Source organism: Sporanaerobacter acetigenes DSM 13106 (genome assembly GCF_900130025.1).
GTDB lineage: Bacteria > Bacillota > Clostridia > Tissierellales > Sporanaerobacteraceae > Sporanaerobacter > Sporanaerobacter acetigenes.
Genome location: NZ_FQXR01000017.1, coordinates 49,056 through 58,255 on the forward strand (window position 1 = coordinate 49,056; position 9,200 = coordinate 58,255).

Annotated in this window: 8 protein-coding genes; all 8 read left to right on the top strand. The window is 28.4% G+C overall.

Features of this window, described 5'->3' with window-relative positions; all coding sequences use genetic code 11:
• Positions 1 to 254 precede the first annotated feature (254 nt).
• Genes cas6 through cas2 form a run of 8 tightly spaced genes read left to right on the top strand, consistent with a single transcriptional unit; the run spans position 255 to position 8,664 of the window.
• A complete protein-coding gene (gene cas6, locus BUA21_RS12600; RefSeq protein ID WP_200796554.1) occupies positions 255 to 1,001 on the top strand; it encodes a CRISPR-associated endoribonuclease Cas6 in 747 nt (248 codons plus the stop codon).
• Between the two features lie 14 nt (positions 1,002 to 1,015).
• Positions 1,016 to 2,944 carry a TIGR02556 family CRISPR-associated protein gene (locus tag BUA21_RS12605; protein WP_200796555.1) on the top strand — a complete coding sequence of 643 codons (1,929 nt, stop codon included), beginning with the start codon at positions 1,016 to 1,018 and terminating at the stop codon, positions 2,942 to 2,944.
• Positions 2,934 to 3,809 carry a type I-B CRISPR-associated protein Cas7/Csh2 gene (gene cas7b / locus BUA21_RS12610; protein ID WP_072745191.1) on the top strand — a complete coding sequence of 292 codons (876 nt, stop codon included), beginning with the start codon at positions 2,934 to 2,936 and terminating at the stop codon, positions 3,807 to 3,809. The genes BUA21_RS12605 and cas7b overlap by 11 nt, the downstream gene beginning before the upstream one ends.
• Position 3,810: 1 nt before the next feature.
• Positions 3,811 to 4,536, top strand: coding sequence for a type I-B CRISPR-associated protein Cas5b (cas5b, locus tag BUA21_RS12615; RefSeq protein WP_234973719.1), 726 nt, complete (start codon positions 3,811 to 3,813; stop codon positions 4,534 to 4,536).
• 15 nt (positions 4,537 to 4,551) lie between these two features.
• The gene (locus BUA21_RS12620) at positions 4,552 to 6,864 is read left to right on the top strand and encodes a CRISPR-associated helicase/endonuclease Cas3 (RefSeq protein WP_072745192.1); all 2,313 of its coding nucleotides are present in this window, start codon (positions 4,552 to 4,554) and stop codon (positions 6,862 to 6,864) included.
• Positions 6,865 to 6,874: 10 nt separating this feature from the next.
• Positions 6,875 to 7,384, top strand: a complete 510-nt coding sequence (gene cas4, locus BUA21_RS12625) for a CRISPR-associated protein Cas4 (protein ID WP_072745193.1) — start codon at positions 6,875 to 6,877, stop codon at positions 7,382 to 7,384.
• Positions 7,385 to 7,395: 11 nt separating this feature from the next.
• Positions 7,396 to 8,388: a type I-B CRISPR-associated endonuclease Cas1b gene (gene cas1b / locus BUA21_RS12630; RefSeq protein WP_072745194.1), complete on the top strand. Its 993-nt coding sequence runs from the start codon at positions 7,396 to 7,398 to the stop codon at positions 8,386 to 8,388.
• A gap of 12 nt (positions 8,389 to 8,400) precedes the next feature.
• Positions 8,401 to 8,664 carry a CRISPR-associated endonuclease Cas2 gene (gene cas2 / locus BUA21_RS12635; RefSeq protein WP_072745195.1) on the top strand — a complete coding sequence of 88 codons (264 nt, stop codon included), beginning with the start codon at positions 8,401 to 8,403 and terminating at the stop codon, positions 8,662 to 8,664.
• Positions 8,665 to 9,200: the final 536 nt, after the last annotated feature.

Genomic DNA, 9,200 nt, shown 5'->3' on the forward strand with positions numbered 1-9,200 from the left:
TCTATTGATTCTAGACTACCTATAAGGAATCGTTTATGTTATCTAAAAGCAAATCACCATTTTATTTGGAAATTGGATTATCTTAAAATATAATGCTTTCATTGAATCAAAAGAGCTTTTTTTGTGTGAAAAATCATGAGTCTACACTATTTATGGCATAGGCTTTTGAAAATATTAGATATAATTGTATATAATATGAAAAAATAGAAGGATTTTTTGGAAATGTGTAGAAGTATAAAATAGGATGGGAGGGGATGGAAATAAAAGAAACTATAACTTTCATGTCTGAAGAAGAAAAATTAATTTTACCAATTGAATATAATCATATAGTGCAAGCTATGATCTATGAAGTATTAAGTGAAGAAGTGGCTACTTTTCTACATGAAGAAGGATTTGAAAATGGGAAAAGAATATTTAAGATGTTTACTTTTTCAAGACTAATAGGTGAATATTCATTAGATAGAGAAAATGGGAAAATAAAATTTAGAGGTCCAGTGAAGTTGACCATATCTTCTCCTTTTGGCGATTTCTCCAATTCCATAGGTAATGGTTTTTTATCACGTCATATGGTCAGAATGGGAAACAATCATTTGGAAGTAAAAGGAATAGAGGTTGAAAAGGAAAACATCCAAAAAGATGAAATAAAAGTTGAAACATTATCTCCAATAGTTACATATAGTACATTATTCAGAAAGGATGGGAAAAAGTTTACTTATTATTTTAATCCGCAGGAAAAAGAATTCTCACAAATTATTGATAACAATTTAAAAAGCAAGTATAAAGCTTTTTATATAAAAACCGCTCCAGAAGACGAAGTTATTATAAAACCTATTGGATATTCAAAAATGTCAATCGTAAAATATAAGGGTTTTATAATAAAAGGTTATACAGGGAAGTTTTCTATGACTGGTCCTATTCCATTGTTACAGATGGGTCTTGATACTGGCTTGGGTAGCAAAAACAGCCAAGGATTTGGTTGTATAAAAATAATAAATCAATAGGGGAGGTGAAAAGGGTGATAGAAGGAATAGTTCAAATTGGGAAAGCGTTATACAATCCTGATGATCCCATATCTAATTTTATAATAGGAATAGAGCCTACCAGAAAAAACAGGCAATTAAGTATATTAAAAATTAATTTTAATCTTAAACAAGATAAAGTTGAAATTGATGTAAGTGAAGAAATGGACAAGTATACTTCTCAAAAATATACTTTTGTAGGTTCAGCAGATGGTTCAAATTCTGCCCAATGGTATGTATCTAGCACATCAAGTAATTATCATTTGACGGAAACTTTTTATAATTTATCAAGTATTGATTTTGGAGAAGAATTAAATACAAAAATTAAAAAAATATTTAATAGCTACTATGTAGATTTTGGAGATGAGTTGAAACCAAAATATAGATATGCTTTAGATTTGGCTAAATGCGGGGTTTTAAGTACAACCATGGAAGAACTATATGAAGAAATTAAAAGGGAAATAGAGGATGAAAAAGAGTTAGGGAAAAAGTTACTTGAAAAAATTAAAGGTGAATTTGAAGCTTATTTAAACAATGAAAAAGGGATAGATTCAAATGATATAGGACTTTATACTATATTTATTGATGGAGAGCCTTTATCAAATTTCAAAGAATATAAGGATGCTGTCATTGAGTCAAAAAAACCGAAAACCAAATATAGGAAAGAAGTTATGGGAGTTTGCAGCATTTGTGGTAGCAATGAAGATATATCTTCAGATATGACTAAAATGAAGATTAAATATTACACTACCAATCAAGTAATATTTGCTAGCGATTTAAGTTCCAACAATTATTATAAAAATATGCAAATGTGTTCAGATTGTATGTCTAAGTTTTTAGCGGGTGAAAATTATATTTTAAATCAGTTAAAAACTAAATTAGCTTCTTTTGATGTATATATAATTCCACAATTTGTATATGGAGAACCACTTAATGAAGAGGAACTCAATATTGTCACTAAAAATATAATAGACTCGTTCAATACTGTCAAGTCAATGGATGGCATTGAAAATTTGAGAAAAAATATAATAGGTTCTGTAGATTTAAGAGAAAAAGATAGCTATTTTCTTTTGAATTTTATGTTTTTCAAGAGTAGCCAAAAAGCAACTAAAATACAAAGACTTGTCAAAGATATAAATCCATCTATTTTCGAAAAAATTAGTAACGCTTCTATAAGGGCTAAAGAAGATTTTAATTATTTATTAGGAAGAAAATTCAAAGGGACAATTACTCTAAATACAATTTATTATATGACTCCAATAAGGTTAAAAAAGGGTGAAGCGACTCAGTATAGAGATATACTTGAAATCTACGATGCCATATTGACAGGGAAAAGTCTAAATAAAAGACATATAATTAACAACATAATTGAGTGTACTAAAATTATAAAGCTTTCCAAAGAATCTTACAATATAAATCCTGAAAAAGAAGTATTAGAGTTTTTTATGATGAGAGCAAATATGTATATTAAATTTCTTGAATATATGGGTTGCTTAAAGGAGGGGAAAGTTTTGGATGTATCATCATTAAATTTAAGAGATAACGTAAAAAATTATATTGAAAAAATAGGTTATGATGAGCAAGAAACTGCTATGTTTTTGTTGGGTTATCTAATTGGTGAAATAGGTAATGTGCAGTACAAAAAGACTGAAGAAGGAAACAAGCCTATTTTGAATAAATTGAACTTTAACGGTTTAGATGAACAGAAAATTATAAGACTCACAAAAGATGTATTTGATAAGTTAAATCAAGAAAAGATTAGACAATATAATGAAGTAACTTTCTTCGAAATGAAAAGATTATTGGATGCTAATATTGAAAATTGGGATTTAAACAAAGATGAAAGTTTGTTTTATGTTCTTTCAGGGTATTCTTATGCAACTACATTACCAATGTTGAGGGAGGGTGTTTCTAATGACAAATAATGAAATATTGTATCTTTATGATGCTAAATTGACTAATCCAAATGGAGATCCAGATGAGGAAAACAGACCTCGTATGGATTATCAAAGAGATATGAATCTAGTTTCAGATTTAAGATTAAAGAGATATATAAGAGACTATTTAACATATAAGGGACATGATATCTTTGTAAGAAGAGTAGATGATAAACCTGTAACAGCTGACAAGAGGATAAAAGATTTAAAAGACTCATCGGAAGATTGGATATTAGAAAATTTAACTGATGTTAGAATGTTTGGTGCTACCATGACAGTGAAGAAAGATAACAAGACTTTTATAGGGCCTATTCAATTTAATTGGGGATATTCTTTAAACAAAGTAGAGCTTCTTGAGGCAAGTATTACTTCACATTTTTCGGCTAATGAAAAAGCTACTCAAGGAACTATGGGTAAAGACTTTAGGGTTAAATATTCTTTAATTGCTTTTTCAGGAGTAGTTAGTGGGAAAAGAGCAGAAAAGACTAGGCTGAAAGAAGAAGATTTATATTTACTAGACGAGGCAATGAGACATGCTATTCCAAATTTGGCTACAAGAAGTAAAATAGGTCAATATCCGAGATTATATATGAGAGTTGAGTACAATGATAGTGAAACTATATTAGGTGACTACAGAGATTATATAAAATTAGAGGAAAAAGTTCAAAATATACGAGACATAAATGAATGTTACCTAGCAGTAGATGAACTCGTAAATTTACTTGATGGAAATAAAGAAAAGATAAAAAACATATATTATTATGCAGATAAAAATTTACAATTAGTATTAAATAAAGAAGAAGTGAGCTTTGAGGAGGCATTTGAAAATCTGCCATTAACATTAGTTGAGTAAGGTGATGAATATGAAGATGATAATATTTGATTTATACGGGAGGTTTGCACACTTCAGAAAATTTTATACAAACTCTTCTTCACTTTCATATTCTGTTCCTCCGAGGACTACTATTGAAGGAATTATTGCAGCTTTATTGGGATATGAAAGGGATAGCTATTATGATTTATTAGATGTAGATAAATTGAATGTAGCAGTCAGAAAAATTGGAGAATCAAGAAAAGTAATGCAATCTCTTAATTATATAAAGGCAGATAGCCCAGGAAAATTGAATTTTCCTAAAGAACATACTCAAATTCCTTTTGAAATTTTAACAGCAGATAAAAATATAAGGTATAGGTTATATGTAAATCATGAAAACGTAGATGTTTTGAAAGAAATTGAAGAAAGAACTATGCAAAATAGACCAGTATTTCCTCTTTATTTTGGAAGCGCTCCATTTAGTTGCTATATAGAATATGTAGACAAAGCTGAATGGAATTGGAGTACTAGCGATCAATATAAAATTATTTCTTCAGTTATAAATAGTGAGAAAGTTGAAGAAATAGATATAGAGAGTGTAGAGGGTTCTTTACTTAAAGAAAGGATGCCAAGGAGTTTTGGGGAAAATAGAACAATAAAAGAAGTCACGACTTATGTATATGAGGAAAGTGGACAACCTTTGAAGGTTAAGTTTAGTGAAAAGTATTGTGAACTTTCAAATGGTGAAAATATTATATTCTTATAAATTGAAGGTGATACTGTGAAATATTATTCTCATCCAGGTAAGCTATTGATAGACCATTTAATAGAAGTAAGAGACATATCCATAGATAAAGTTCCTATTGAATATAAAAAAGCATATGAAATTATATCTTTGTCTCATGATTTTGGGAAATATACTTCGTATTTTCAAAAATATTTGAATGATAGAGAAAAGTCGGATTTATCTAATCACGGATTTATTTCTGCAGTATTTGGAGCTTATATAGGTCTTCGGAATTTTGGGGAAGGAAATATCCTTCCCTTGATCGTATACAATACTATCTTACATCATCATGGGAATTTGGAGAGCTTTTCGAAGGACCTTCCTAGCAACTTTAAAAAAGTATCCAGAACAAGCTTTTCTATGAATACATTGGAAAAAATAGATATTGGTTATGAACAGATTGAAGATATGAGAAACAATATAGATTTTATAAAACCTGATATGAAGGCATTAGAAATATTAGAAGAGTTTGAAAACTTTATTCAAGAAGATAATGTTATTGAACAAACTTTAACCAAATTAAGGAGAATAGATTTATTAGCTATTAGAAATTTAAAATCCGAAGAAAATTATTTTATTCATCAGGTATTGTATTCTGCATTGATTTCAGCAGATAAAATTAGTGCTTCAAAAATGCCTATACCTTTAGAAATTTATGCTAATTATGATGTATTAGATAATGCTAGAAAAAATAAATTTAAAGGTTCCAAAGAACCTATAGATAATATAAGGACTGAAATATTTGAAAAGGCAATAAGTAATGTTGAAAAGAATTATAATAAATCTAAAATATTTTCTATAACTTCTCCGACTGGGACGGGTAAAACTTTTACAGGATTTTTTTCAGCTTTGAAATTAAGAGAACTGCTTGGAGGTAACAGAAAAATTATATATTCCTTACCTTTTACTTCTATTATAGATCAAAACTATGATGTAATATCAGATATACTCAAATATATGGAAGGGTTTGAAAAGAATTATAGCAGATACATTATAAAACATCACAATCTATCTACTGTTGAATATGAGAGTGAATATAGAGATTATTCTAAAACTGAAGCAGAACTTTTAATAGAAAATTGGTCTAGTGGTATTGTTGTGACGACCTTTGTACAGCTTTTAGAGACGTTGGTAGGTACAAGAAATAGAATGTTAAAGAAATTTATTTCTATGCAAGGTTCGATTATTATTTTAGATGAAATTCAAGCTATTGATATAAAATATTTTGAAATGGTTGATTATATTCTGAAAAAGGCCTGTGAATATTTAGATGTAAGGATTATTATTATGACAGCTACTAAACCTTTAATATTGACTGATTCTTTAGAGCTTTTAGCCGATAATTATGAGTATTTTAAAATGTTTAATAGAACTAGACTTATTCCTAAAATGGATAAAATCACTATAGACGAATTTGTTGAAGAATTTATAGATACATTAGAAGAAAAATCATACATGATAGTTTGCAATACTATTAGTGAATCCTTAAAGATTTATGAAGAGTTGAAATTGTTAGACAGAGATATATATTATTTATCTACTAACATTCTTCCAGTTCATAGAAGGGATAGAATAAATGAAATAAAAGATAAGTTAAATAGAGGAGATAAATTGATTCTTGTATCCACTCAGGTGGTTGAGGCAGGCGTGGATTTGGATTTTGATGCAGTAATAAGGGATATGGGACCAATTGATTCCATTATTCAGTGTGCTGGTAGATGCAATAGAAATATGAAGAATGAAGTAGGGGATGTGTATATATATAATATTATAGACGAAAATGAAAAAACTTTTGGTAGTTATGTTTATGGAAATACTTTAATGAATATTTCTAAAGATGTTTTAGAAATGAAGAAAGAAATTTATGAAGAAGAATATTTTAATTTGATAAACGACTATTTTCAAAATATAAAAGAAAATAAATCTCAACAAGTATCTAAAGAATACATTGAGTCTATTAAAGAAATGGATTTTTCAGAAGGAGAATATTCAATAAATACATTTTCTTTAATCAAAAATAATCCTGGATATATTGACGTGTTCTTTATGTATGATGATTTTGCAGAAAAAGCATATGAAGAATATATGAAGCTGTCATTAATCAATGATTTTAATAAAAAAAGAGAAATATATTTAGAAATACAAAGGTATATAAAAGATTATACGATTTCTATTCCTATTAAGTATTTTAGAAATTTTGTAGCAGAAAGAGGAATGATTTTTTTGCCTAGAGAGGGAATTGAACAATATTATGACAACGAAACAGGATTTAAGAGAGAGGGAAATGATGAATGTATGATATTCTAGAGGTGATTTGTTGGAAAATTTAGGTGACTTAAATGTAAATGGAACTTTAGTGTGGTATTATTTCGTATGTAAAAGAGAAGTATGGTTAATGGCTCACAGTATAGTTCCAGATCAAGATGATGAAAACATAGATTTAGGTAGGTTTATACATGAAAATTCATATGCTAGGGAAAAGAAGGAAATAAAAATAGGAGATGTAAAGGTTGACGTTTTAAATAAGAAAAACGGTTATTTAATGGTAGGAGAAGTTAAAAAAACATCAAAATATTTAGAGAGTGCAAAGATGCAGCTAGCATATTATTTATTGGAATTGAAAAGGCATGGATTAGAAGGAAGCGGAGTACTTATGTTTCCAAAGGAAAGAAAAAGGATAGAGATAAAACTAGATGAAGAATTGATTGAGGAATTAGAAAATTTAGAAAGAGAAATATTTAAAATATGTTATGGTCCATATCCTGAAACACCTAAAAAGATAGATTTTTGTAAAAAGTGTGGGTATAATGAATTTTGTTGGGCTTAAGGGGTGAGACTGTGAAGAAGAACATTTATATTTTTAATGATGGAGAAATAAAAAGAAAAGATAATACTTTTTATTTTGAAACTCCTGAAGGGAAAAAGTATCTACCTATAGAAGACATAAAAGAAATTTATGTCTTTGGTGAAGTAAGTGTAAGTAAAAAGTTTCTTGAATATGTATCTCAAAAAGAAATACTCATGCATTTTTTTAATTATTATGGTTATTATGTAGGAACATATTATCCAAGAGAACACTATAATTCTGGGTATATGATACTTAAACAAGCTGAACATTATTTAGATGAACAAAAAAGAGTAGTTTTAGCAAAAAAATTTGTAGAAGGAAGTGCTAAAAATATTCTCAATGTAATTAGGTACTATAGCAATAGAAATAAAGATTTGGATGAGGTAGAAAATCAAATAGCTCTTCTTATGTATAGTATTGAAAAATGTGAAAATACACAAGAACTTATGGGGATAGAGGGAAATATAAGGGATACTTATTATAAGGGTTTTGATGAAATAATAGACAATGAAGATTTTATATTTGAAGAAAGATCAAGAATGCCACCTAAAAATCATCTCAATTCTCTTATAAGCTTTGGAAATTCTATGATGTATGTTTTAGTACTTTCAGAAATATATAAAACTCATTTAGATCCTCGAATTGGATATCTTCATACAACAAATTTTAGGAAATTCACGCTGAATCTTGACGTAGCTGAAATATTCAAACCAATAATAATAGACAGAATTATATTTAGTTTGATAGGTAAAAAAATGATAAGTATTGAAGATTTTGAAGATGATATGGGAGGAGTACTATTAAAAGAAAGTGGCAGAAAAGTTTTTGTTGAAGAGTTTGATAAAAAATTAAAGACTACGATTAAACATAGAGAACTTGGAAGAAATGTTTCGTATAATAGACTTATAAGGATGGAACTCTACAAGTTACAAAAACATTTTATGGACGAAGAAGAATATTTGCCTTATGTTTCTAGGTGGTAAAGGAGAAGTGTTATGTTTGTAATACTTGTGTATGATATTGGAGAAAAAAGGGTTGCAAAAGTTTTAAAAACTTGTAGAAAATATTTGTATTGGGTACAAAATTCTGTGTTTGAAGGCGAAATATCAGAAGCAAATTTGACAAAGTTGAAAATAGAAGTAGGAAGAATAATTGATTATGAACAAGATTCTATTATTATATATAGTTTTAGAACGACCAAATATTCAAATGTAGAAATAATGGGAATAAAAAAAGGCGGAGAGGATAATTTTTTATAGCACATAGGAAAGCTCTAGTTTTTCTTAATATAAAACTTTCTGAAATGGGTTCCCCAAAAGGCTCTTTTGATTGTTAAGATGTATCCAATGGGAGCTTTTTTTATGGATATTGTTAAAAATAATTTGTCGTCGACCTATAATGGTGCAAAAACCCCTGAAGATCGACGACAAATTATTTTTTGTCTGAATTGAGTAGTTGCAATAGTTATAAGAAAAAATATTAAGTTTACGTAATAAATAAAACTGATTTTATGACATTGACAAAAATGAGAGAATGTAGTAATATCAAGGTGTATAATTAGATTCTAGACTACCTATAAGGAATTGAAACTATTGAGAATTTGATGGATGATATTGCACCAGATTTTCGATTCTAGACTACCTATAAGGAATTGAAACAAATTCCTCTTCCTTCACTACCTAAATATCTTGTACCGATTCTAGACTACCTATAAGGAATTGAAACATGAAAGAATGGGAACAATGCAATTGATGAGGACCCAGATTCTAGACTACCTATAAGGAATTGAAACTCG

Coding starts and splice junctions, on each gene's coding strand:
- cas6 (WP_200796554.1), top strand. CDS start 255: ATGGAAATAAAAGAAACTATAACTTTCATGTCTGAAGAAGAAAAATTA.
- cas7b (WP_072745191.1), top strand. CDS start 2,934: ATGACAAATAATGAAATATTGTATCTTTATGATGCTAAATTGACTAAT.
- cas2 (WP_072745195.1), top strand. CDS start 8,401: ATGTTTGTAATACTTGTGTATGATATTGGAGAAAAAAGGGTTGCAAAA.